This is a genomic window from Bradyrhizobium sp. OAE829 (genome assembly GCF_040546575.1).
In the GTDB taxonomy this organism is placed as follows: Bacteria; Pseudomonadota; Alphaproteobacteria; order Rhizobiales; family Xanthobacteraceae; genus Bradyrhizobium.
Window position 1 is genome coordinate 8,393,462 of record NZ_JBEPOE010000001.1, and the last position, 24,994, is coordinate 8,418,455.

At 60.9% G+C, this 24,994-nt stretch carries 14 protein-coding genes and 3 pseudogenes; 6 read left to right on the forward strand and 11 right to left on the reverse strand.

Annotated elements, in window-relative coordinates; translation table 11 throughout:
* Positions 1 to 53: 53 nt before the first annotated feature.
* On the reverse strand, positions 54 to 2,216 hold the full coding sequence (locus ABIE49_RS39900; protein ID WP_354067361.1) for a peptidase domain-containing ABC transporter: 2,163 nt from the start codon (positions 2,214 to 2,216) through the stop codon (positions 54 to 56).
* Positions 2,217 to 2,983: 767 nt separating this feature from the next.
* Here ABIE49_RS39900 and ABIE49_RS39905 point away from each other — a divergent pair.
* The 4 genes and pseudogenes from ABIE49_RS39905 to ABIE49_RS39920 all read left to right on the forward strand — a co-directional run.
* Positions 2,984 to 3,460, forward strand: coding sequence for a hypothetical protein (locus tag ABIE49_RS39905; protein ID WP_192735857.1), 477 nt, complete (start codon positions 2,984 to 2,986; stop codon positions 3,458 to 3,460).
* Positions 3,461 to 4,057: 597 nt separating this feature from the next.
* On the forward strand, positions 4,058 to 7,894 hold the full coding sequence (locus tag ABIE49_RS40150) for a collagen-like protein (RefSeq protein ID WP_502915973.1): 3,837 nt from the start codon (positions 4,058 to 4,060) through the stop codon (positions 7,892 to 7,894).
* 677 nt (positions 7,895 to 8,571) lie between these two features.
* Positions 8,572 to 9,447 carry a class I SAM-dependent methyltransferase gene (locus ABIE49_RS39915; RefSeq protein ID WP_354067364.1) on the forward strand — a complete coding sequence of 292 codons (876 nt, stop codon included), beginning with the start codon at positions 8,572 to 8,574 and terminating at the stop codon, positions 9,445 to 9,447.
* 360 nt (positions 9,448 to 9,807) lie between these two features.
* Positions 9,808 to 9,968, forward strand: a pseudogene (locus ABIE49_RS39920) (IS30 family transposase); the annotation flags it as partial.
* Positions 9,969 to 10,793: 825 nt separating this feature from the next.
* Here the strand turns inward: ABIE49_RS39920 and ABIE49_RS39925 are convergent.
* The 10 genes and pseudogenes from ABIE49_RS39925 to ABIE49_RS39970 form a co-directional block, all read right to left on the reverse strand.
* Positions 10,794 to 11,252 carry a PilZ domain-containing protein gene (locus ABIE49_RS39925; RefSeq protein WP_210337258.1) on the reverse strand — a complete coding sequence of 153 codons (459 nt, stop codon included), beginning with the start codon at positions 11,250 to 11,252 and terminating at the stop codon, positions 10,794 to 10,796.
* Between the two features lie 9 nt (positions 11,253 to 11,261).
* The gene (locus tag ABIE49_RS39930) at positions 11,262 to 11,522 is read right to left on the reverse strand and encodes a PilZ domain-containing protein (RefSeq protein ID WP_192735860.1); all 261 of its coding nucleotides are present in this window, start codon (positions 11,520 to 11,522) and stop codon (positions 11,262 to 11,264) included.
* A gap of 515 nt (positions 11,523 to 12,037) precedes the next feature.
* The gene (locus tag ABIE49_RS39935) at positions 12,038 to 13,981 is read right to left on the reverse strand and encodes an AI-2E family transporter (protein ID WP_192735861.1); all 1,944 of its coding nucleotides are present in this window, start codon (positions 13,979 to 13,981) and stop codon (positions 12,038 to 12,040) included.
* A 426-nt stretch (positions 13,982 to 14,407) separates the two neighbouring features.
* Complete coding sequence (locus tag ABIE49_RS39940) at positions 14,408 to 15,427, reverse strand: NADP-dependent oxidoreductase (protein WP_192735862.1); 1,020 nt, start codon at positions 15,425 to 15,427, stop codon at positions 14,408 to 14,410.
* A 334-nt stretch (positions 15,428 to 15,761) separates the two neighbouring features.
* The gene (locus ABIE49_RS39945) at positions 15,762 to 16,220 is read right to left on the reverse strand and encodes a PilZ domain-containing protein (protein ID WP_210337259.1); all 459 of its coding nucleotides are present in this window, start codon (positions 16,218 to 16,220) and stop codon (positions 15,762 to 15,764) included.
* A gap of 8 nt (positions 16,221 to 16,228) precedes the next feature.
* On the reverse strand, positions 16,229 to 16,489 hold the full coding sequence (locus tag ABIE49_RS39950) for a PilZ domain-containing protein (RefSeq protein WP_192735863.1): 261 nt from the start codon (positions 16,487 to 16,489) through the stop codon (positions 16,229 to 16,231).
* A 188-nt stretch (positions 16,490 to 16,677) separates the two neighbouring features.
* A pseudogene (locus tag ABIE49_RS39955) lies at positions 16,678 to 16,821 on the reverse strand (transposase); the annotation flags it as partial.
* A 92-nt stretch (positions 16,822 to 16,913) separates the two neighbouring features.
* Positions 16,914 to 17,291: a hypothetical protein gene (locus tag ABIE49_RS39960; RefSeq protein ID WP_192735864.1), complete on the reverse strand. Its 378-nt coding sequence runs from the start codon at positions 17,289 to 17,291 to the stop codon at positions 16,914 to 16,916.
* Positions 17,292 to 17,812: 521 nt separating this feature from the next.
* Entirely contained in the window at positions 17,813 to 18,067 is a 255-nt protein-coding gene (locus tag ABIE49_RS39965) for a PilZ domain-containing protein (RefSeq protein WP_192735865.1), read from the reverse strand.
* Between the two features lie 48 nt (positions 18,068 to 18,115).
* On the reverse strand, positions 18,116 to 18,406 hold the full coding sequence (locus ABIE49_RS39970; protein ID WP_192735866.1) for a hypothetical protein: 291 nt from the start codon (positions 18,404 to 18,406) through the stop codon (positions 18,116 to 18,118).
* Between the two features lie 1,379 nt (positions 18,407 to 19,785).
* Here ABIE49_RS39970 and ABIE49_RS40155 point away from each other — a divergent pair.
* Together ABIE49_RS40155 and ABIE49_RS39975 are read left to right on the forward strand one after the other, a co-directional pair.
* Positions 19,786 to 20,355: pseudogene (locus ABIE49_RS40155) on the forward strand (calcium-binding protein); the annotation flags it as partial.
* 27 nt (positions 20,356 to 20,382) lie between these two features.
* Positions 20,383 to 24,994: beta strand repeat-containing protein (locus ABIE49_RS39975; RefSeq protein ID WP_502916018.1), on the forward strand; the 4,612-nt coding region annotated here is incomplete at its 3' end.

The window sequence follows — 24,994 nt, forward strand, 5'->3', positions numbered from 1 at the left end:
CCTTGGGTTTGGCGACAATCCGCGAGTGGTGACCGAGCGCCTGGCCATAATCGTCACTCTCGCGTCGTGGCGGACTTAAGCGGACGTGGGCGCCCGCCCTCCAAATGCCGGTGTTGCTGCTGCCACAGTTGTCGATAAACGGCGCAGCGCTCAAGCACTTCCTCGTGTGGGCCGATATCGACGACCTTACCCTTGTCAAGGATGAGGATCTGGTCGCAGTCGACCAGCGAGGACAACCGGTGCGAGACGATGATCATCGTCCGACCCTTGGCGATGCGCAAAAGGTTCGCGTTGACAAGGGCCTCACTCTCGGGATCGAGCGCGCTCGTCGCCTCGTCCAAGATCATAAGGCGCGGATCGGAGACGAGCGCGCGCGCGATGGCAAGACGCTGGCGCTGTCCCCCGGACAGGTTGGACGAGGTTTCCTCGAGCCAAGTCTCGTACCCGCGTGGCAGCCGCTCGATAAACTCCTCGGCACCCGCAAGACGGGCTGCCTGAACAGCATGCTCAAGCGTCAAGCCAGGTCGGCTGGCAATGATGTTATCGCGCACAGTGCCGCGAAACAGGAAGTTGTCCTGCATCACTACCCCAAAGCTGCTGCGCAGGTGCGTTAGATTGATCTCCCGTAGATCGGTGCCGTCGATCTTAAGGTAACCGCTATATTCGCGGTTGATACCCTGAAGGAGGCGCGCGATCGTCGATTTCCCCGAGCCGCTGCGACCGACGAGGCCGAGCATGGTTCCCGCTGGAATTTCGAACGAGATGCGGTCAAGCGCCGGCACGGTTGACCCAGGATAGGTGAAGGTGAGGTCCTGGAACGCAATCGCACCTTCAAATTTCGGCCGAAGACCGGTCCGCATCGCCGCGGCTTCTGTCGGATGGTTGAGTACATCCGCCACCTCGCTCACCGAAAGGCGAACTTCTTCGATATCCTGCATGAGCTTTGCCAGACCAATCAGCGGGCTTGCTACTCGTGCGCCGAGCATTAAGAACGCGATGAGGGCACCGCCGGTAATCGCGGTGCTCCCGGGAGGCGAAGAAATGAGGATGTAGCAGCCAACGAGCAGAACGCCGCGATTGATGAACGCTTCGATTGGGCTCACGATGGTCTGCGCGACGTTCGAGATGCGACCGGCGTCGAGACGCGCTTGGCCTGCCTCAGCCACGCGCGCGTCCCACTCCTCGTTACGCACCTTCTCGATGGCGAGCGACTTGACGGTTCGCATGCCATACACGGTCTCGACCAGCACCGAATTCTTACGGTTTTCAGCTATCACAAGGCGCGCAAAAACTTGCCTTATCGCAGGTAAAAATGCGAATACCACGAGGGCAACGAGGGCAGATGCTACGAGCACCATCCAGGCGAGCGTCGCACTCATCCAGAACAGGAATGGCAGAAGAGCGATCAGGGTGAATACGTCGAGAAACGTGCTAACAAGCTTGCCGGTGAAGAAGCTGCGGATGTTGAAGATTTGGCCGACTTTGCGGGCCGTTTCGCCGGTCGGATGGCGCTCGAAAAAGTCCATTGGCAGTGCCAGCAATCGCCGGAAAACGTGCATACCCAAGCGCGCGTCAATCCGCGTCGCGGTGACCTCGATGATCTCGCGACGCGCGTACCCAAGCAGCGTGTCGTAGGCCGTGATGAGGATCAGTATCAGCGAGATCATGCCCAGCGTCGCCATGGCCTGATGCGTAATCACCCGATCGATGGCGACCATGATAAGGAAAGGCGGCACGATCTGCAGGACACTCAAGCTAATTGAGGCGGCGGCGATCTCGCGCAGATTGCGGCGCTCTTCCAGAACGCGACCCATCATCCAAGAGAACGAGAATGGCTCCTCATCGGCAGATGTGCCTCGCTCACGCCGCAGGAGCAATACATCCCCATGCCAGACGTTTGCGAGGCGAAGCTCATCGATGGCGACGGGCTCTTCACCGGGACGGCTCGGATCCCGTAAGTATATGGTGCCAGCATTGGCGTCGCGCGAGACGAGGACGCCCGCACCACCGTCGGAAAACAAGAGCACAACTGGGGCGTCCGACTGCATGCGGATCAGGTGGCGCCATCGCAGGCGCGTCGCCTTTGCCCAAAGTCCGCCCTCGCGCGCCCAAGTGACGAGAGCCGCGGGAGAGGGTACCTCGCCGGGGGAAACGCGTAGCGCTTTGCGATCTAGTTCGACGCCGTGGTGCTGGGCAACAACGGCGAGCGCATCCACGCGCGCCTTAGCTGCGTCATGCCTGACTTGCCCGTCCGGCATTGTGGCACTGGACGTGCTCTTTGCCCCGAGGCGCGCGTCCGGATGTTGGATGTGAGGCTTAGGGTTCACGCGAAGGCCTACTCTCGATGCATCTCTCAAGTCTGGACGATACGGCAGCGACACCGCTGCTTATCATCTGGGCGCAAGCAGCATAACCACACTACATTCAAATTCGGTCTGCGCCTACCTCATCTTCGGTTCCTTCGATAATACCGAGAGCAAGAACACCCTAGTTTGCCACCTCGAGGCCGCCGCAAGGGCTTACGCAATGTCTTAAGAGGCGTCGGGCAGGCGCACCATCCAGCGAAGACATTTCGAGGTAACTCGAAAGGGGTATGTCGTGGAACCGAAGGCACCGGCGCGTTCGTCGATTGATGCCATGGGAACAGGCGAAGGCAGTTCAATCGGTCTGCATCGCTCAAAGTTCGCCAATTGAAACAGTCGAGGCAAGGAGAAAGTAAATTGTTGTTTCCGAAGCGTTACAGACAAACCAACGCGGGCAGTTGCCAGTGAGGTTGCCGTTGGCTGTTGCGGAACATGCGCGCACATCTGTCGTGCTGGCGGCGATGTAATTGACTCTGCGCATAAGGCGGTACAAGGAATTTGCGCATCAATTTATGTGTTTTAATTTGCGCATCAATTTATGTGTTGCGAAATTGCTGGTTCGAAATTGTTAGTTCGCTGAAGGATCCTTCGCTGAAGGATCCTAGTTTGCTGGAGGATCAATGCCCGAGCCGAATATCACAAATGTTAATGCCACCGGTGAGCGCTACGGGTCGGCCTCGTTGGATGAGGCGAGCCATAGCGATGGAGGAGCGAAAGGACCGGTGGGGGGCTACGGTTTCGTAGAGGTCGTCGGGCGAGCTCAGGCAAGCAGCAACGTCGAAATCAGGATTCGGCGCGGCGAAGGTGAATTCGCCATCTTGGGGACGACGACTGCTCTACCGCCTACGGATCCGTTCCTGCAACCGAAGGCGACCCCGGATGCGAGCAACAGTTTCGCTTTTAGAACAAGCATCCAACCCGGAACTTACGCGATTGAGGTCCGGCTTCAGAACTCATCACCAGAAGCAGCGTCTAACTTGTCACTGACGGACCTGGTGTCGGCCAAGAAATACTCTTTCAAATCAGAGAGCGCCGGTAACGGGCGTTTCGTTGCTCACGATGTAACGATAACGGCGGCGTCTCAGGTCGGTAGGTAAGGTTTTGTCGGTTGCGCCGCTGTCCCAAACATCGCGTTAACAGCACCATCTGAGGGGGACTTACGTCATTGAGCATTTAACTTGTTTCAGATGGATCTGGTTTCGGGCCAGAAACACTCCCTCGAAGCAAGAATATCCTCCGCAGGCACGAGCTTCTCCTCACGCCTTGCTAACGGCAGCCTTGCAGGGTCTGTCGTCGCATACCCTAATTGAACGTTGCGTAACTGTTGCGGAACCCCAGTCAAGAGAGTTAGAGCAATGGCAGATCCCCTTGGCGTTATTACCATTACTGGCACCATTAACGGAACCAGCAATCAGGCCGTTTATATTTATTACAGGGATGCCAGCATCAGTGGTACCAACACGACCAGCTGGATCTTACTTGGATCAACACAACCAGAGGCATCTGGTGATCCGCTGAATACAGACGGGGATCAGGATTTCGCCTTCACGGTAGCTCTCCCCGCAGGCACCTGGGACTTTGCCGTCGCGGAAGCGACGGGCTCAAATCTGACGGCTTTGCAAATTACCGATAGCAGTGGCGCGACCGTCACTAGCTTTGCGGCAGGGTCGTCTTCTGGAAACAGGTCGTACTACGTGTCTGAAGGCGTAACCGTAAGTATTGCGAGTGGTCCCCCGGGGGCAACGGGCGCGACAGGTGCCACCGGCGCGACAGGTGCCACGGGCGCCACAGGTGCGACTGGCTCGACGGGTGCAACTGCCTCGACAGGTGCAACGGGCGCGACTGGCTCCACGGGTGCGACTGGTGATACCGGTGCAACCGGAGCCACAGGTCTGACTGGAGCCACAGGTCTGACTGGAGCCACCGGCGCCACAGGTCTGACTGGAGCCACGGGTGATACCGGCGCAACCGGCGCCACGGGTCTGACTGGAGCCACCGGCGCCACAGGTTTGACCGGAGCCACGGGTGCGACCGGCGATACCGGCGCAACCGGCGCCACGGGTCTGACTGGAGCCACCGGCGCCACAGGTTTGACCGGAGCCACGGGTGCGACCGGCGATACCGGCGCAACCGGCGCCACGGGTCTGACTGGAGCCACCGGCGCCACAGGTTTGACCGGAGCCACGGGTGCGACCGGCGATACCGGCGCAACCGGCGCCACGGGTCTGACTGGAGCCACCGGCGCCACAGGTTTGACCGGAGCCACGGGTGCGACCGGCGATACCGGCGCAACCGGCGCCACGGGTCTGACTGGAGCCACCGGCGTCACAGGTTTGACCGGAGCCACGGGTGCGACCGGTGATACCGGCGCAACCGGCGCCACGGGTCTGACTGGAGCCACGGGTGCGACAGGTCTGACCGGAGCCACGGGTCTGACTGGAGCCACCGGCGCCACGGGTCTGACTGGAGCCACCGGCGCCACGGGTCTGACCGGAGCCACGGGTGCGACCGGTCTGACCGGAGCCACCGGCGCCACAGGTCTGACCGGAGCCACGGGTGCGACCGGTCTGACCGGAGCCACCGGCGCCACGGGTCTGACCGGAGCCACCGGCGCCACGGGTCTGACTGGAGCCACCGGCGCCACAGGTCTGACCGGAGCCACGGGTGCCACGGGTCTGACTGGAGCCACCGGCGCCACAGGTCTGACCGGAGCCACAGGTCTGACCGGAGCCACCGGCGCCACGGGTCTGACTGGAGCCACCGGTGCGACCGGTCTGACTGGAGCCACCGGCGCCACGGGTCTGACCGGAGCCACGGGTGCGACCGGTCTGACTGGAGCCACCGGCGCCACGGGTCTGACCGGAGCCACGGGTGCGACCGGTCTGACCGGAGCCACCGGCGCGACAGGTCTGACCGGAGCCACGGGTGCCACCGGTCTGACTGGAGCCACGGGTCTGACTGGAGCCACCGGTGCGACCGGTCTGACCGGAGCCACGGGTGCGACCGGTCTGACTGGAGCCACGGGTGCGACCGGCCTGACCGGAGCCACGGGTGCCACGGGTCTGACTGGAGCCACCGGCGCCACAGGTCTGACTGGAGCCACGGGTGCGACCGGCTTGACGGGAGCCACGGGTGCGACCGGCCTGACGGGAGCCACCGGCGCCACGGGTCTGACTGGAGCCACCGGCGCCACAGGTCTGACCGGAGCCACGGGTGCGACCGGTCTGACTGGAGCCACCGGCGCCACAGGTCTGACTGGAGCCACGGGTGCGACCGGTCTGACTGGAGCCACCGGCGCCACGGGTCTGACGGGTGCGACCGGCCTGACGGGAGCTACGGGTGCCACGGGTCTGACTGGAGCCACGGGTGCCACGGGTCTGACTGGAGCCACGGGTGCGACCGGCTTGACGGGAGCCACCGGCGCCACGGGTCTGACGGGTGCGACAGGTGCGACCGGCTTGACGGGTGCGACCGGCCTGACGGGAGCCACGGGTGCCACGGGTCTGACTGGAGCCACGGGTGCGACCGGCCTGACGGGAGCCACGGGTGCGACCGGCCTGACGGGAGCCACCGGTGCGACCGGTTTGACTGGAGCCACGGGTGCGACCGGCCTGACGGGAGCCACCGGCGCCACGGGTCTGACCGGAGCCACGGGTGCGACCGGTCTGACCGGAGCCACCGGCGCCACGGGTCTGACCGGAGCCACGGGTGCCACCGGTCTGACCGGAGCCACCGGTGCCACGGGTCTGACCGGAGCCACGGGTGCCACCGGTCTGACTGGAGCCACCGGCGCCACGGGTCTGACCGGAGCCACCGGCGCCACGGGTCTGACTGGAGCCACCGGCGCCACGGGTCTGACTGGAGCCACGGGTGCGACCGGCCTGACGGGAGCCACCGGCGCCACGGGTCTGACCGGAGCCACGGGTGCGACCGGTCTGACCGGAGCCACCGGCGCCACGGGTCTGACCGGAGCCACCGGCGCCACGGGTCTGACCGGAGCCACGGGTGCGACCGGCCTGACGGGAGCCACCGGCGCGACAGGTCTGACCGGAGCCACGGGTGCCACCGGTCTGACTGGAGCCACGGGTCTGACTGGAGCCACCGGCGCCACGGGTCTGACCGGAGCCACGGGTGCGACCGGTCTGACTGGAGCCACCGGCGCGACCGGCCTGACCGGAGCCACGGGTGCCACGGGTCTGACTGGAGCCACCGGCGCCACAGGTCTGACTGGAGCCACGGGTGCGACCGGCTTGACGGGAGCCACGGGTGCGACCGGCCTGACGGGAGCCACCGGCGCCACGGGTCTGACTGGAGCCACCGGCGCCACAGGTCTGACCGGAGCCACGGGTGCGACCGGTCTGACTGGAGCCACCGGCGCCACAGGTCTGACCGGAGCCACGGGTGCGACCGGTCTGACTGGAGCCACCGGCGCCACGGGTCTGACTGGAGCCACGGGTGCGACCGGTCTGACTGGAGCCACCGGCGCCACGGGTCTGACGGGTGCGACCGGCCTGACGGGAGCTACGGGTGCCACGGGTCTGACTGGAGCCACGGGTGCCACGGGTCTGACTGGAGCCACGGGTGCCACGGGTCTGACTGGAGCCACGGGTGCGACCGGCCTGACGGGAGCCACGGGTGCGACCGGCCTGACGGGAGCCACCGGTGCGACCGGTTTGACTGGAGCCACGGGTGCCACCGGTCTGACGGGAGCCACGGGTGCGACCGGCCTGACGGGAGCCACGGGTGCGACCGGCCTGACGGGAGCCACGGGTGCGACCGGCCTGACTGGAGCCACGGGTGCGACCGGCCTGACGGGAGCCACGGGTGCGACCGGCCTGACGGGAGCCACCGGTGCGACCGGTTTGACTGGAGCCACGGGTGCGACCGGCCTGACGGGAGCCACGGGTGCCACGGGTCTGACAGGAGCCACGGGTGCGACCGGCCTGACGGGAGCCACGGGTGCGACCGGCTTGACGGGAGCCACCGGTGCGACCGGTCTGACGGGAGCCACCGGCGCCACCGGTCTGACTGGAGCCACGGGTGCGACCGGCCTGACGGGTGCCACGGGTCTCACGGGTGCGACAGGTGCCACCGGCGCGACGGGTGCCACCGGCTCGACGGGTCGAAACGGTGGAGCCACGGGTCCGCGAAACAACAACGGCCTCGGCAACGGGCCGGAGGGAGGCGAAACCGGACCCTCTGGTACCGACCCGAGCAACCCAGGCCAAAACAAGAAGGTGGACATCAGTGCGGCCGATGTCTCGACCAAAGCCTCTGGGCAGATGACCTTCATCAGCGGCGCGCCGGGCAACATTGCCCAAGGGCCAACGGTGACGACCACTCTCGCTGCCCTTGGTAGAGTGCAGGACCTGCAGCCGAATGACTTCTCGGCGGGCGGCCTGAAGGCAACTGGCCACACAGGCGCGGGCGGTCAAACGCCCGACCCAGGGTCGAAGGTCAAAGGCGGACTGTCTCTCGACGATCCGCATGGGCCAAAGACTGTCGAAGGCGTGTTCAAGCCGAACGGCTAGTCGACACGCCATTAGGGGAGCGAGGCCAACCGGTTGCGCTCCCCAGCGAAGGCACTAGACTAGCGCGGCGTCTCACGGCGCCGCGCTTTCCGTTTCCGGATTAGGAACGAAGAACGGTTATGCCATCGCGCCGGAACCCGCCTGCATATGAAGGCGGCCGGACGTCGACTAATGCGAAGGCGATCCAGACCTGCGACGTAGGTCAAAACAACGCCGACCGGCGCAGCTGGTCGGATGGGCAATACAAGCCGTGAGAACGGGCGCGATGTGGAACCGACGGACCTTCCTTAATTGTTGGCCTGTGCGTGACACGGCCCATTGCACCGCTGTAAGCCCTGCAAGGTTTCGCTACCATGTTCATCGCACTCGTTAGGGTTGTTGTTGATGGATTTTTCCGACGCAGTCTACGAGAGGCACGTTGTGGCAAAATCGGGCAGCGCGCTGGTGGTCTACAATGACGGTGAAAAATCTTCGGTTACAAGCCTTACAGCCGTTGACCGGCACCACCAACGTCATCCTGTTCGACAGCTCGATGAAGCAGACCGGCATCCTCGATGTGGAGGTCGAGATCCGATACCGGCAGAGGCGGGCGTTACGGAGGCTCTCAAGTCGCGTTGGCGGAAGGCTGGTCAACGGTCACGGTGGGCCGGCCGCTCCCGCTGCAGCGCAGAACCTGTGTGAACAAGTCGCAGCCCAAGGGTATAGCGGTGCAATGTTTGCGTTGGGCGCAATGTGCGGCGGCGGTTTCGCGCCGCGTCGGAACGAGGCCACGGCCAGGCGCAATTGATGCTTGGACGCCTACGCAACGGAGCGGGGGCATCGCGATCCAAACCAATGCTCGTTATTGGTTAGAGAGGGCTGTAGCCCAGGGAATTGACGGGAGCTTAACTGAGCAAAACAATTCAAGTTTAGTAAGTGCTCGCGAAGAACTGTGCGTTGAGGAGATGTTCAAGTGCAAAGAAATCGATGTCGCTAGTGCGTTCGAGGCAGTCTACAACGAAGACCGCTGGAGCAATGGTTCTGGTCCCGGTTCTCTCCCCAGCAGTACGATTGAATATCGCTCATTCTTGGAAAGGTTTATCCAGGAAAATGAAGTAAGGACTGTGACCGATCTAGGATGTGGTGACTGGCAGTTTTCCCGTTATATAAATTGGTCATCGGTGCGATATACTGGCCTCGATGTCGTTCAGTCGCTGATAGATGAAAATAATAGACGATATGCTGCAGATAATATTAGCTTTCAGCTTTCCAGAAACTTTGACTCGTTGCCGGGTGGCGACTTGCTCATCGCAAAGGAAATGTTGCAGCATCTTCCCAATAAACTCATTGCCGCTTATCTCGAGGTGATTTCCCAGCGATATAAGTTTGCGTTGCTTACTAATAGCATAGCACCGGGAAGTGGTGTGAATAGCGATATCGAGGCTGGCGGATATCGGCCGTTGCGTTTGGAGGCAGCTCCGTTTCATGCGCGAGGAGCTACAGTTTTTATTTATTATCCGAGAAATGACCATCAGATTTGGCGGAACGCCGTCTTTCTAATGTTAGGTAATTGAAAAGGCTATTCCGGCGGCGGGCGTGGAACCAAATGGCGCCACACACCGGCCGGGCTGCGCTAGAAGGTGGACATTGGGCACTTGGTGTTCGCCCAGTGTACTGGGCGACGACGTGCCCGTCATCACTCCAGTTAGCATGTGCGGAGGGACGTCATACTGCCGTACCTGACCACTGGGTTCGTTTCGTAATTTTTATCGTTGGCGCGCGAATGCGGTCGGCTCGATGTCGGTCCTATTCGAGAAGCGTCGGATTAGAAACTAATCGATTAAGGCTCTTCGTCCAAAGTGAGACCGCAATCGGGTTGATCGAGAATCTGACCACCAAGCTCGTTCGTCCCCAAACGGTGATTGTCTCGGTGCCACACCAACAGATTGCTGCGCCAATATCTTCCGCGCGGCACCGACCTGTCCTGCATAGTCAGGCCAAGCTCGATGCCATCGCAAGACAGCTCAATGAGCTGCCGCGAAAACCCTTGCTCTATGACCCAGCTGAGAAGTTCGCTGAACGTGTTGCAGCGATCGGAACCAAAGTCCGCCGACTGCTCTCAATTCATCGGGCCGAGCGGCTTTCCGCCCAGCAAAAAGACGAACCGAAGGCGTCCGGCAATTTCAGTGAGCACGCAAGTCACCCCCGACACGTATAGGTAGGAGGCTATTCGAGGAGCGCGGAGCGGCGGGCCGAACCGGATTTCAACGCGGCTTCAAATTCTCGCCGAACTCAACCAAGTACGCCAGCTTTCGCCCTCTGGGCGCTAGATCGCTTCACCCACTCTGCGGAATGGAGCGGCGCGTGACCGGCCGTTCCAAACGGCAGCCCGGGGGTGCGATGCGGAAGGGCGCTGTGCTGCGCTTAAGGGATTAGTTACTGGTCATCGTCAAGCTTATCGCCATTGCAGATAGGTCGCGACGAGCGATAGCGAATTTCCGGAACGCTTTATTCCGACCAGCCCGGTTGGCGGTCTCCATAGGGGGCCCACTATGTTCAAGGGTTTCGTGATTGCAGTCTTGCTTCTGCTTGGTGCATCACAGCTAGATCAGTACTTCTGTAATGGCAGGTACACCGACGGTACCATGTCGATGCTGCGACAAGTCAGGCACTCCTTTCGCAGTTGAAATCGCTTCGCTGGACGCCGCTGCGCGCAGGCTCTCACGTCGGTAATAGGCTGCGGATCTGGGAGCGAATGGTGCCTCGGGGGTTGGCGGAGTTTTTTGCCGCTAAACACAATACTTCGGGCCCGCGACTGTTGCTCGCCCTTTGGTGGCGGCTTCGCGCACCTTCGCATCCGAGAGGCTGCCCACGGAAACCGAAAGTCGTCGCCGCTTTTGAAATCGGAAGCCTGGTGTCATTAAATTTTGACCGGCCTTATTTTCGCAGCCAAGCCGTTTGACGTGATGCGGTATGCGACGTTGTTTCCTTCGCCCCGGCGTTCGACCCAGCCGTTTTCAAGCAGTTTCGATATTAGTTTCGAGCTGTTCGGCAAAGTCGCCGCACGCTGCCAATTAGTGTCACGCAAATACTGTAGAAACTGCCGTTCACGATGCGTGATTACAGGCGGCTCTTTAGTCTCAAACTCGACGCCGATCCGGTTCTGTTTGATCCAAACGATTCTGCAGGTCCGAACAATCCGATCTCGCTCGGTCATCAATTGGAAGCAATTCGGGATAAATGAGGCATCAGGAACATCCAGGGCCGCACCGTCATCGGACATATTTGTAATTCGACACCGCGTGCTCGATCCCGACGCTGAAATGTAGGCCATTTCTTCAACGTCGGTCCTCAGGGACTTTCTGCGCTCGTCGATCATCGAGGTAATTCAGCAGAACGATACGCCAAGGCGCGTTCCCCTCCGCCAAATGACGGTGCAGGAATAGATTTTCTTTTTCCGAACAAGGATCAAAGTGAACTGATCAGGGACAAAACTCTGAGGAGCGGCGTCTAACGCAGCGCCGACTTCCGAAAGGTTGCGAATAACGCAGGGGACAGAAAAATCGCCGAACCTGATCAAACCGCTATCGAGGACTTTGCGGCGCGGCGTGCTGCGTGCTTCGGTATCCGCTGTTGCGATGGTTGGCATCGGCTCACCTGTGAAAACTTATTGTTAACGGTGGGCCCAATCCGTAAAGCGTCCGTAAAGCGGGCTGGAAAGTTACAGACGCGCTTAAAGTTTGGCTAACGCGCCGGCCAGCCTAGTTCGGGTTTTGAAGAAGATGAGCCAAATGTCAAATATACCGTTCGGCAGGTACGATCTGCATTCCGCTTCGCGCATCCTGGAAAGGGGCTGATTGCAGTCCGCCGCACGAAGGTACTGGTCTGTTTCCGCCTTTGGTGACGGAGCGTTGCCCAGCAGCCTCTACTAAAAAGCAAACTTGCTTGGGATGGTTTAGGTCGAGACCCTGATCTTCCGCGCGCGGCTTTGCGGCAACGGTGACGAATATTGTCGTTATGGGCAAGGTCGCGGGACACCGAAGGTATGGCCGAGGCGACACCGATTAATCCTAGTAAAATGCGTGTTGGTGAAGGGATGGATGATTACAAGCGTCGGCAGCGGGATTTGGGCAACAGCGACGCATGTTTCCTGGATTGATGAACTCAGGCTGCTGTAGTTGCAGGAAGTTCCTGCTCAGCGTCCTGACGTTGCTGTACCTTCACCCCTGTCGCCTCTATGCAAAGCTTGACCGCCTCTCCGAGGCTCGTGGCAACGAGGTCGGCTTTCGCCCCTTCTCGCAACGAATCGAGCGTAGCCGGATCGATCTCCTTGGCCCAGCAGCCCAGGATGATGGTGGCCTTCGGTAGCTTACGCCGCAGGCGCCGAACGGAGTATCGCATGTGGGCCGATCCCCTGACGTCAAGATAGACCAGGCAAACAACTGCAACGCCTGTGGTATCCAGGCGAAAGACGTTGGTCGTGGAGAGCGCTTCCGCTCCTTCGACTCGGGCCGCCAGCCCGTGCGCCGTCGACAGCTGAGCCAGCATAATAGCGGCCGCCTCATCGAGGCGACTGCGCCCCGCCACGCAGAGCACGGGATGTTCACTCTGCCAATCCGGCGGAAGAGTATCTTTGTCAAGAACGGGCAAATTTTCATTTGCCGCATTTTCCGCAACGCCTTCCACTGCCGAGGAGGCTTCTGCATCGGTTGTTATAATGCGTTCCGCGGGAGGCCGGTCATCTTGATCCGAGACGTCGCTGGCAAATTCGTTCACCGCATCGCGAATTTTCAACAGGCGTTCCTGATTAAGCGCGCCGCGTTCTGCATCGGCTTGCGCCAGCTGCAAACCTTTCAGGGCGACCTCATCATAGTACGAAGCCAGAGATCGTTCCTTTAGAAATTCTTCGGCCTTTTCGGCGGCTTCCGTCGGATCACCTGCCAACATTCGCTGGTAAAATATCTCAGGGGGAGAGAGGGCCGGCCGGTCCCCAAACATGACGTCGAGAAACTCCAGATGTTCGACGTGACGCCCAAGCACCACAAGGCAAACCGTCAGCGGCGTGGCGAGAACCAGTCCGATCGGTCCCCATAGCGCAGTCCAAAAAGTTGCCGATGCGACAACAGCCACGGGAGAAAGTCCCGTGCTATGGCCGTAAACCATGGGCTCGAGGACATGGCCCGTGACAGGCTCCACGATGAGAAAAAGCGCCAACGTCCAGAGCAGCATCGACCAGCCCGGATCCACGGCTGCTGCCAGCGCGAGCGGGAATGCAGCCGCGATAACCGCGCCGATATAGGGGACAAAGCGGAGAGCTGCCGCCAAAATACCCCAAAGGATCGCGCTGGGAATCTCAATTAACCACAGACCTATTCCGATCACGACGCCGAATGCGCCGTTCAGGAGAAGCTGGGTAAGGAAAAGCCGGCTAAGGCGCCGCGCCGCATCGTCTAGCGCCGCTGTGGTACGTTGCAGATCAGATGAACCCGCCAGCCGAATGAGACGATTACGGAGATCTTCGCGTTGAAGCAGAATGAAGATGACGAATATGATGATAATGCCGGTTGTCGCCAGAGGATGAACCAGCGGGGAGATCAAGGTCCGCAGGCTTTCCAGCGCACCAGGATCGGGCTGGCGTACCTCGACCGGGACCGGAGTTAGAGGCGCTGTGGCGTTGGGACCAATGATGGCGCCTGACGCACGCGCAGAGGGCGGCGCGTCCTTTGGTTTATCCAGTTCCTTGCTGAGATCCTTCAGCATATCGGACGCGCGTTCCAGCGTCCCTCGACCCGCCTTGGTGTCCCGGAAAGACTGAATTTTCTCGCTAATCGTTGACTGATAGCGGGGGAGATCTCCGGCAAGTTGCGTCAGTTGCGTGGCGAGAAGGCTTCCCATTGCGAAGATTAGCGAGAAGGCAAGTATCACCACGCTCACCACTGCTAATCCGCGGGGCACGCGTATACGCTGCAGTATTCCCACCAGCGGAGCCAACACAAAGCTGAGAAGGATAGCCAGCGAAACGGGCACGAAGATATCCCGACCAAAATAGAGCGTCGAGATGATGATGACAGCCAGGATTGCTGCCGCCACTGCGCTGAGCAGAGGCATAGCCTCTTCAGTCGTCCGTGACGTAAATGGCTGCCTTGAAAGAGGCCTCATCTGCTTTCCTGAACCGGGCCACAATAGGCACGGTGGCTACTTTCAATTGTAAAAAGCCGCTCGGGCGTTACTCCGCTCGGCTTTTGTTAACGGCTGCCTGTTTCCGGTTCCGCCACCACCTTCCAATTAATCAGCAGCGCAAAGGTTCCGAGGTGCGGGAATAACTATGGCAGACGGCGATGGCATGGCTGAAGACGATTGCCGCTCGTTATGACGATCAGTTAGTAAGCCAGAGTGACCGTGTCGTCCGCCGCCATATTGACGTCACCCAGCGCGTTGAAGTGGGCTACAGTCAGCGACAGGAATCCGACGCGTCGATCTCATCCACGTGGTTGCCCGCGAGAGCGGCGAACTCTACGGATTAAGCGTCGCCCCTCACAAGGGCTCAGCTATTTTTAGCAGCTGCTTTCCGAAGTTCTGACCGGTAAAGAGTCTAACAAGTGTATCCGGCGCGTTCTCAAGCCCCACGGCGACGTCTTCCCTCTGTTTGAGGCTACCCGCCTTCAACCAGCCCGCGAGGGCGCCTATTGCTTCAGGAAAACGTGCTGCATAATCCAGTATGATGAAGCCCTCCATCCGCGATCGCGTTACGATGAGGTTGCCATAGTTGGCGGGACCAGGCGCGGGCGTGGAGTCGTTGTAGCGGGAAATAGCACCACATAGCACGATCCGAGCTCTAAGTTTCAAACGCGCGAGAACCTCGTTCAACACAATGCCACCGACGTTGTCGAAGAATACATCGATGCCATCGGGACAGAATTCCGATAGCCGAGAACCGACATTCTCGGATTGATAGTCAATGACCGCGTCGAATCCGAGTTCTTCCTTCAGCCATTCACACTTCGCTTTTCCGCCGGCGGTACCGATGACCCTGCAGCCCTTTAACTTGGCGATCTGCCCCGCCACCGACCCGGTGGCCCCGGCCGCGCCTGACACGACGAACGTCTCGCCAGGTTTAACCTGGCCGACGTCGAGGACGCCGAAATAGGCAGTGGGACCAGTAATACCAAAAAGGCTGAGAGCAAGATTGGGCGGCATATCGGCAGGAAGTCTGCGCATCGGCAGAAAGCCCGCACCGTCGGTTGCGATATAGTCCTGCCAGCCGAAGGCGCCTTGCACCAACTCACCGACCTTGTAATCGGGGTGCTTGGATTCAATGACCTGGCCAACGCTGGCCGCGCGCATGACCTCGCCGAGAGGGATAATGGGAATGTAGGTATCTCTCCTCATCCAGCCGCTCTGGGTGGGATCGAACGAAAGCCAGAGATTGCGCACCAATACCTGGCCTTGTGCGGGCGCTGGAATCGGGCTTTCGGTCAACCGGAAATCATCTTTGCGTATATTGCCCTCTGGCCGTTTCATGAGCAGCCATTGGCGATTGACATCGTTTGTCATTGCATCTCCCCAGAACCAACACATCTTAGCGCACATTCGGCGGCAGAGGCGATCTGAGAATTGCCTTTCCGACGCCAGGTCCCGGTTTTATCCGTTTATCAGTTCTGAATCGGGTAGGGGCTGGTCCGCATTCTGCGGACGGCTCATCGTCCAGAGGCTTCGTGAAATTTCGATGGGGTCAATGGAGACTCGTGACCACCAGCTCCGTTTATCGTCAAAGCGGCGGTTGCCGCGATGATTAGCGCGGCACGTGGGCGGCTCGCACATGTTCGTATCCGAGAGCTGCTCAAGGAAACCTAAAGCCGCGGGTTCGAAGGTCGGCCGATTGGTATAACTAAATTTTGACCGGCCGTCTCTTCGCAGCCAAGCCTTTTGACGTGATGCGGTATGCGACGCTGCTTCCTTCGCCCCTGCGTTCGACCCAGCCGTTTCCAATCAGTTTCGATATTAGTTTCGAGCTGTTCGGCAACCTCGCCGCACGCTGCCATGTAGTGTCACGCAAATACTGTAGAAATTGTCGTTCCCGATGCGTGATTGCAGACTGCGCTTTAGTCTCAAACTCGACGCCGATCCGATTCTTTTTGATCCAAACAATCCTACAGTTTCGAACGATCCGATCTCGCTCGGTCATCAGTTGGAAGCAATCCGGGACAAACGAGGCGTCGGGAACATCTAGGGCCGCACCATCATCGGACATATTTGCAACTTGACACCGCGTGCTCGAGCCCGATGCCGAAATGTAGGCCATTTCGTCAACGTCGGTCCGCAGCGACTTTCTGCGCTCGTCGATCATCGGGCGATTCAGCAAAACGATACGCCCAGGCGCGCTCCTTTTCGCCAGATGACGGTACAGGAATAGATTTTCTTTTTTCGAACAACGATCAAAGTGAACTGATCGGGGATAAAACTCTGGGGAGCTGCGTCCAACGCAGCGCCGATTTCCGAAAGATTGCGGATAACGCAGGGAACACAAAAGTCGCCGAACCTCATCAAACCGCTATCAAGGACTTTGCGGCGCGGCGTGCTGCGTGCTTCGGTATCCTCTGTTGCGATGGTTGGCATCGGCTCACCTGTGAAAACTAATTGTTAACGGAGGGCCCAATCCGTAAAGCGTCCGTAAGGCGGGCTGAAAACTTACAGACGGGCTTAAAGTTTGGCTAACGCGCCGGCCAGCCTGTGAGTTGCTCCCCTGTTTTGCCGCCTCGCTAGATTGCCATCACTACGGCGTCGGTGACGAGCTGTGCCGTCATGGCGGTTTCATCGGCCACCCAATTCCGCGATTGCGTCGTATGAACTCCAAGATCTTGTGAAGCCTGCGCATACGCAACACCGCGCTGCTTGATCAGCCGGACTGCTTCAAGCTTGAACTCTCATGTAAATTGCCTTCTCTCCACGACCACCTCCTGTTCCTTAAAACACCTGACTCGGTGTCTTCGAGACCGGGTGCAGCTCAGTGGGGCGTTGAAGGTCTGAGAAACGCTGAACGTTAGCGCTTTGACTTCTTACGTTTCTTCTTAGATGATTTTTTGGCGGATTTATTGGTCGCCTTTTTAGCTGACTTCTTCGGTTGGGACTTCTTCGCGGCCTTTTTAGAAGACTTCTTGGGCGACTTTTTAGCTGGCTTCTTCGAGGCCTTCTTGACGGTCTTCTTAGCTGCTGCAGCCTTGGCCACTTTCTTGGCGGCCTTCTTGACCGACTTCGGTACGCGCTTCGCAACCGCTTTGGTGGCTTTCTTGGCGACGGTCTTTACCGCCGCCTCAGCCAATGTGCCTGCCGCTCCAGCGACCAGGTCGGTCATTTGCTCCACGATGGGCTTCTTAGATTGGTCGGCCTCGGTGGCTGGCTCGGTCTTTTCAGTGTCCATGGTGTCCTCCAGAATCGCTATCTTAGCTTAATTCCATTCGAGCGGCATTGGCGGGGAGGAGGTATGTCCTCAAAAATTCATTCAGAGAGCCATATTTCTCTTCTTTACTCGGAGGCTCTGGAGGCGGTTTCCGCGGTCGTCTGCTCGAGCGTATTGCTAAACTTATGATGGTCTGGAGCAACTTTGCGTCACAAAGGGCGCGGGCGATGGGGCTTCCCCTCGGACACCGTCGGTAAATTAAAACCGGACGGCTCGCTTGCATGGTGTCAAACGGACCGCCCGGCCGGGGACCGTCTGTGGCTATACGAGACGGCTGAGAAGAGAATACACGGGCGCGGCTCGTGTCCATACGTTAAAAAAACGCCAGCTGGCGGATTGTGCGAGCAGAGATTTCTCGTCGTCGCCGCCATCGATATTCGGCCCGCTTCGCGGGCAGCACGAAATGATGGTTGCAATTGGTTCCCCGCCGCCAGCGCGGGCCTTACCTTGCGGTACGGTGTCGTCTACCGCTGTTACGGAAGTTAGAGGAATTGCACGCCGATCATCTTCCCCCGTCGCCAGATGACCTCGCAGAGCCGGTGCCTTCTGTCGCCCACATTAAACGCTAGTTCAAACCGGCTCGGCACCTCGGACGGCACCTCCGGGAGGACCTTGGCGCCGTTATTCGATACGTCCAAGATTTGACAGGCTTGGTTCGCACGCCCGGTGAACACGATCCACGCCGATAGATGGCGGACCCGCCGAATTTCCCGCAAACGTTTCTTGGGCGCTCGCATCGGGAAAGAGTGCGCCTTTACGGTTGAGAAGAGTTTAACGATCTTTAATCAAGAAATACGCCAGGCATCGGCGGCAGAGGCGGCCCTTGGCTTGGCGAAGAAGCCCAGCGCCACTCCCATTTCGTTGTAGGCCCGACACTCTTTGCGGATCGTTCCTACCCGGACCTCGTCGTAGCAGATGCGCCATGTCTCGCTGCGGGCCGCTTCAGCGCGGGCTTCAGGCCCGTGAGGCACGCGTGCTCCGGAATAGCTCTGGCCCGACCTTGCCGCGCTCAAAGTCGGAGATAAGATACCATCGACGCGCCGCACGAGAAGGCGGGCGAGGTTGGTCTTCCTCATGGTGAGCGGTAGCTTATATCGTCCCCGTCCGTCACCACATATCGAAGGCATAGAACTGCACCTCGTCATTGTGCTTGTGGCCGCGCAGGCCGTCGAAGTCGGAAATGCCGCCGACGCCGAGCAGCACGGCCTCACCATCCATCAAGAACGAGGTTGACCGGATACGCAGCGCGGCTCGGTGATCAGGGGTATTTGTCGCTCAGTCAAAGCCGTTGCGAGTGAGACAGCCGCACGCGCTTGCCGTCGCGGTGGAGATCAGCCGGTTGCCGCCCTGTCTCATGGGACATTGGCGGGGCTCTCTCCGGAGAACTACGGGGGTGCCGCTACCGTACCACTACGGTGCGAAGACGCGCCCAGATGCGGCAGCCGCCGTTCGTCCTCCACAGACTGACCGTGGTCTTGAGGCGCGCAAGACACCAAGCGGAAGACTTGTCGCATTTTCCCGGGGTTTTTGTGCAGAACGATCTTTCCGTTGATGAACCCAATAGGTCGCGTACTCAGTTCAAATTCGGGAACTCGCGCTACGGCCAACGCTCGGGCGCTGGAGAGGAATTGTTTTTCTTCGTGCATTCATGATTAAGCAAAGGTATATCGATCGCCATCTGGACGTTCGCGCGCATTTGCGGCAAATTGCGCGCAAATTAGGTTAAGGGATTCTTGCCAACCAAGCTTCCGGATATCACAACGGGGCAGGGCAGCCAAAATCTCTCAAGAACAAGACTGAATGATTTTTTGAACAGGGAAATTGCGACAGTGCGTGGTTTGCGGGACCACAGCATGAAACGGGCAGGGTAATGGCAGTCGGCGTCTTTTCACGGTAGATCATTTTGAAGCACACGCGCGGTTCTGTTTTAGCCGCGCGCCCTATGAATCTTTTTGACGGGCGTCCTGTGCGTGTTGTGAATTGATTTTCGAGTGCGGTCACACCTGCTCTGCGTCGGCAGAGTTTAGGAGTACGCATATTGGGTCGCGTTGTTTTGACGCCGAAGTCGGAGCCGACATTCTACGGGTCCGAAATTAAATCTTGTCTGGGACAAGTTTCGGCTTCTCGTGGTACCGGGCCGTCCGTGGCCCCTGTGAATAATTTACAGCAATCTGCATCCGACGGAGGCGGCGTCGTCTCGCCGTCACCTCACCAAGACATTTTTCAAGGAACAGCTTGTGTCGGCGACGACCGTGCTCAGTTGGCACGATTTGCGGGTCAGTCTCTGCTGACATTGTCAGAATTTCAGAACACGCGTTTGCGCTCTCAAGCAGGGCCGGCCGTCCGTGGTTTTCGCGGTCGGTCCACAAGCATTTAAATCGGAGTACGTCACATGGCTACCACAACGGGCACCGTCGGCGCTGACAATCTGGTGGGCGGAAGCGGGGACGACGTGATGTCGGGAGGCGCTGGCGCTGATCGGCTTAATGGTGGATCTGGCAACGATACGCTGGATGGCGGAAGCGGTTTTGATACCGTCCTCGGTGGTTCGGGGGCTGACGCACTCATCTATCGATCCTGGGAAAACCAATACAAACTTGGCACCCAAGTTTATGGTGTAGGGGCCATAACGGGTCAAACCAGCTTTTCGGGTTACGATATTTACGATGGTGGTAACGGCAATGCTGCCCAGGGCACCGCGGAAATCGATAAGCTTTTCATCTATGTAAGTCAGGAGCAATCGCTCAACGCCGCGTTTATGGCAGCGCTGAATGCTGAGATTTTGCAGTTTCAGGCTTTTATTGCAGCTTACAAAAACGTTAATACCGGGCAAGCGCCGCAGACAGAATTCACATTTAAGACGATCAACCTGAAAGTCTCAGCGATTGAGCAAGTTGCAATCGCACTCGATCCAAACTCGCCTGTAGCGAGGGATGATACTAATTCAGTTGTGGAATCAGGGGTCAACGGTGGCAATATCTTTTCGGGAAACCCCAGCGCTTCGGGGACTGTTCTCGGCAACGATACGGACACCGACCCAGATGGCGGCAGCGTGGCGCTGCATGTATCGGCAGTTCGGACGGGATCCGAGTCTGGATCGGGAAGCGCGGGCATTGTCGGAACGGCGCTGATAGGAAAATACGGTTCCCTCACGCTGAATGCCAACGGCTCCTACACCTACACGCTGTACAACGCCGATGTTGATACTAATGCACTGGCGCAGGGAGAGTTGGCACAGGACCTCTTCACCTACACGGTTACGGATCCGGACGGGCTTACTGATACTGCGCAACTGACGATCAACATCACCGGTACCAATGACGCCCCGATTGCGGTTGCCGACAGCAACGGCGCCGATGCGGTCACCGAGTCCGGCGTCAATCCCGGCAACACGCCGTTTGTTGGTGATCCCACCGCTATCGGCAACGTGCTCAGCAATGACACCGACGTCGACACCGGGGCCACCAAGACGGTTGCGGCGGTGAACGGCTCGGCCGGTAACGTCGGCACTGCGGTGGCTGGCACCTATGGGTCGGTGACGATCAATAGCAACGGCAGTTACTCCTATACGCTCAACAATCTAGATCCCGATACCCAGGCGCTGGCGCAGGGCGCGGCGGCGACCGAGGTGTTCACTTACACCGTGACCGACCAGTTCGGGGCGACCTCGTCGACCACGCTGACGATCAACATTACCGGCACCAACGACGCGCCCATCGCGGTCGCCGATACCAATGCGGGTGATGCGGTCACCGAGTCCGGCGTCAACCCGGGCAATACGCCGTTTGCCGGTGACCCCACGGCTATCGGCAACGTGCTCACCAACGACACTGACGTCGACACCGGGGCCACCAAGACGGTTGCGGCGGTCAACGGCGTGGGCGGCAATGTCGGCATTGCGGTGGCCGGCACCTACGGTTCGGTCGTCATCAACAGCAACGGCAGCTACACCTACACGCTCGACAACGCCGACACCGACACCCAGAAAATCGCGCAGGGCGTCTCGGTCACCGATGTGTTCACCTACACGGTTACGGACCAATTTGGCGCGACCTCGTCGACCACGCTCACCATCACCATCACCGGCACCAACGATGCGCCGGTCATCGGCGTTGCCGACGACGCCGGCGCGGTCACCGAGCTTGCCGACCTTGCGGCGGGCGAGAACGCCACGCTGCTCTCCGACACCGGCACCATCGCCTTCACCGATGTCGACCTGGCCGATGGCCACACGGTTTCGGCCAGCCTGGTCTCGGCCACCGACTCTGTGAACGGCGCGGTTGCCGCCCGCGGCACCCTGACGCCTGTGATCAGCAACAGCTCCACCGGCGACGGCGCCGGCCAGGTGACCTGGACCTTCGAGGCCCAGGACTCCGCGCTCGATAATCTGCAGGCCGGTCAGACGCTGACCCAGGTCTACAACGTCACGGTCAACGACGGCCACGGCGGGACCGCCACGCAAAGCGTCACCATCACCATCACCGGCACCAACGATGCGCCGGTCATCGGCGTTGCCGACGACGCCGGCGCGGTCACCGAGCTTGCCGACCTTGCGGCGGGCGAGAACGCCACGCTGCTCTCCGACACCGGCACCATCGCCTTCACCGATGTCGACCTGGCCGATGGCCACACGGTTTCGGCCAGCCTGGTCTCGGCCACCGACTCTGTGAACGGCGCGGTTGCCGCCCGCGGCACCCTGACGCCTGTGATCAGCAACAGCTCCACCGGCGACGGCGCCGGCCAGGTGACCTGGACCTTCGAGGCCCAGGACTCCGCGCTCGATAATCTGCAGGCCGGTCAGACGCTGACCCAGGTCTACAACGTCACGGTCAACGACGGCCACGGCGGGACCGCCACGCAAAGCGTCACCATCACCATCACCGGCACCAACGATGCGCCGGTCATCGGCGTTGCCGACGACGCCGGCGCGGTCACCGAGCTTGCCGACCTTGCGGCGGGCGAGAACGCCACGCTGCTCTCCGACACCGGCACCATCGCCTTCACCGATGTCGACCTGGCCGATGGCCACACGGTTTCGGCCAGCCTGGTCTCGGCCACCGACTCTGTGAACGGCGCGGTTGCCGCCCGCGGCACCCTGACGCCTGTGATCAGCAACAGCTCCACCGGCGACGGCGCCGGCCAGGTGACCTGGACCTTCGAGGCCCAGGACTCCGCGCTCGATAATCTGCAGGCCGGTCAGACGCTGACCCAGGTCTACAACGTCACGGTCAACGACGGCCACGGCGGGACCGCCACGCAAAGCGTCACCATCACCATCACCGGCACCAACGATGCGCCGGTCATCGGCGTTGCCGACGACGCCGGCGCGGTCACCGAGCTTGCCGACCTTGCGGCGGGCGAGAACGCCACGCTGCTCTCCGACACCGGCACCATCGCCTTCACCGATGTCGACCTGGCCGATGGCCACACGGTTTCGGCCAGCCTGGTCTCGGCCACCGACTCTGTGAACGGCGCGGTTGCCGCCCGCGGCACCCTGACGCCTGTGATCAGCAACAGCTCCACCGGCGACGGCGCCGGCCAGGTGACCTGGACCTTCGAGGCCCAGGACTCCGCGCTCGATAATCTGCAGGCCGGTCAGACGCTGACCCAGGTCTACAACGTCACGGTCAACGACGGCCACGGCGGGACCGCCACGCAAAGCGTCACCATCACCATCACCGGCACCAACGATGCGCCGGTCATCGGCGTTGCCGACGACGCCGGCGCGGTCACCGAGCTTGCCGACCTTGCGGCGGGCGAGAACGCCACGCTGCTCTCCGACACCGGCACCATCGCCTTCACCGATGTCGACCTGGCCGATGGCCACACGGTTTCGGCCAGCCTGGTCTCGGCCACCGACTCTGTGAACGGCGCGGTTGCCGCCCGCGGCACCCTGACGCCTGTGATCAGCAACAGCTCCACCGGCGACGGCGCCGGCCAGGTGACCTGGACCTTCGAGGCCCAGGACTCCGCGCTCGATAATCTGCAGGCCGGTCAGACGCTGACCCAGGTCTACAACGTCACGGTCAACGACGGCCACGGCGGGACCGCCACGCAAAGCGTCACCATCACCATCACCGGCACCAACGATGCGCCGGTCATCGGCGTTGCCGACGACGCCGGCGCGGTCACCGAGCTTGCCGACCTTGCGGCGGGCGAGAACGCCACGCTGCTCTCCGACACCGGCACCATCGCCTTCACCGATGTCGACCTGGCCGATGGCCACACGGTTTCGGCCAGCCTGGTCTCGGCCACCGACTCTGTGAACGGCGCGGTTGCCGCCCGCGGCACCCTGACGCCTGTGATCAGCAACAGCTCCACCGGCGACGGCGCCGGCCAGGTGACCTGGACCTTCGAGGCCCAGGACTCCGCGCTCGATAATCTGCAGGCCGGTCAGACGCTGACCCAGGTCTACAACGTCACGGTCAACGACGGCCACGGCGGGACCGCCACGCAAAGCGTCACCATCACCATCACCGGCACCAACGATGCGCCGGTCATCGGCGTTGCCGACGACGCCGGCGCGGTCACCGAGCTTGCCGACCTTGCGGCGGGCGAGAACGCCACGCTGCTCTCCGACACCGGCACCATCGCCTTCACCGATGTCGACCTGGCCGATGGCCACACGGTTTCGGCCAGCCTGGTCTCGGCCACCGACTCTGTGAACGGCGCGGTTGCCGCCCGCGGCACCCTGACGCCTGTGATCAGCAACAGCTCCACCGGCGACGGCGCCGGCCAGGTGACCTGGACCTTCGAGGCCCAGGACTCCGCGCTCGATAATCTGCAGGCCGGTCAGACGCTGACCCAGGTCTACAACGTCACGGTCAACGACGGCCACGGCGGGACCGCCACGCAAAGCGTCACCATCACCATCACCGGCACCAACGATGCGCCGGTCATCGGCGTTGCCGACGACGCCGGCGCGGTCACCGAGCTTGCCGACCTTGCGGCGGGCGAGAACGCCACGCTGCTCTCCGACACCGGCACCATCGCCTTCACCGATGTCGACCTGGCCGATGGCCACACGGTTTCGGCCAGCCTGGTCTCGGCCACCGACTCTGTGAACGGCGCGGTTGCCGCCCGCGGCACCCTGACGCCTGTGATCAGCAACAGCTCCACCGGCGACGGCGCCGGCCAGGTGACCTGGACCTTCGAGGCCCAGGACTCCGCGCTCGATAATCTGCAGGCCGGTCAGACGCTGACCCAGGTCTACAACGTCACGGTCAACGACGGCCACGGCGGGACCGCCACGCAAAGCGTCACCATCACCATCACCGGCACCAACGATGCGCCGGTCATCGGCGTTGCCGACGACGCCGGCGCGGTCACCGAGCTTGCCGACCTTGCGGCGGGCGAGAACGCCACGCTGCTCTCCGACACCGGCACCATCGCCTTCACCGATGTCGACCTGGCCGATGGCCACACGGTTTCGGCCAGCCTGGTCTCGGCCACCGACTCTGTGAACGGCGCGGTTGCCGCCCGCGGCACCCTGACGCCTGTGATCAGCAACAGCTCCACCGGCGACGGCGCCGGCCAGGTGACCTGGACCTTCGAGGCCCAGGACTCCGCGCTCGATAATCTGCAGGCCGGTCAGACGCTGACCCAGGTCTACAACGTCACGGTCAACGACGGCCACGGCGGGACCGCCACGCAAAGCGTCACCA